Origin of the sequence: Armatimonas sp., assembly GCF_031410135.1 — a bacterium.
Lineage (GTDB): Bacteria > Armatimonadota > Armatimonadia > Armatimonadales > Armatimonadaceae > Armatimonas.
Map to the genome: position 1 here is coordinate 1 of NZ_JANNYP010000837.1, position 1,117 is coordinate 1,117.

A 1,117-nucleotide genomic window follows, 5' to 3' on the forward strand; every position below is an offset into this window, starting at 1 on the left:
GTGAACTTGTAGGAGCGCAACTTCTTCGCCGTCCAGTTTGATCGCGCAAGAGATAGCTGCTGCTCCTGGGTCGTCAAGGAGGTATTGCCTCCACAGCCCGTCAGGGCACAGGCTAGGGCTACACAGAGACTCAGTTTCCACATCATGCCTCGTAAGACCCTAAGCTGTGCCCTGATCTTCACTACTGTCCTTGGGCGAGGGCGAAGCCCGGGATGCCATCAAACTCGTAGAGGTTCTCAGTCTTAATGAAATCAAGGCTTGCCATGTCCATTCCTGCCAGAAGCGCGAGAACATCGCCGTGACAGATCTGCTTGGTGCCCTTTGCGATAAACCGACAGCGCCAGTGGTCGGTACAGAACGTCTCGGGGAAGCCACCGGGCCACACTTTTACCCCCCGGTTAGTGATCATTGCCAGCTTAAACCGCGCCGAGCCAAGCTTCTGAAGCCGGAGTGCCAGCTCCTCAGCGCAGGTGCCACGCCAGTGGAGAAAGATATCCACTCCCACCAAGTCTTTGATCGCCTTGGGGCGTGGAATAATGGGGGTGGCCACCGGCAGCTTGTCCGACTCGGGCGTCTCGGTGTAGCAAGCCGAGGGCAGCAGAACCGGTACCTGACCAAGCCGCGCAATCACAGCGGCGGCGAAGGCCTGAGTTCCGACACACTCACGGCTGGTCTCGGCATTGTAGATATCTGCCGTGTGGACACCATCCTCCAGGGTCTTGAGCCAAGCATTGTGCACCAGAGTCGCGGTGTTGGGCAAGTTCAAGTGAACGAGCATCTGGACAGCGGCCTGGAGCAAGCCGGAAGGGTTGGCGATATCTTGACCGGCAATATCGGGTGCGCTGCCATGAATCGCCTCAAAGAGTGCTCCATGCTCCCCAATATTGGCCGAGCCTGCCAGCCCGACGGAGCCTGCGATCTGCGCGGCGATGTCAGAGATAATATCGCCGTAGAGGTTGCTGGTGACGATCACATCGAAGCGCTCAGGGGTATCCGCGATCCGTGCAGCTCCAATGTCAATGATCATGTGCTCGGTCTGAATGTCTAAGTACTCCAGAGAGATCTCCTCAAAGACCTGTCGAAAGAGACCATCGGTGAGCTTCATGATGTTGTCTTT

The 1,117-nt window shown here is 57.2% G+C and carries 1 protein-coding gene; it reads right to left on the reverse strand.

All coding sequences use genetic code 11. The annotated features are described in order from the left end of the window. Positions 1 to 181: 181 nt before the first annotated feature. Positions 182 to 1,117 (reverse strand): isocitrate/isopropylmalate family dehydrogenase (locus RMO15_RS30350; RefSeq protein WP_309722057.1); only part of this gene is annotated, 936 nt, incomplete at its 5' end.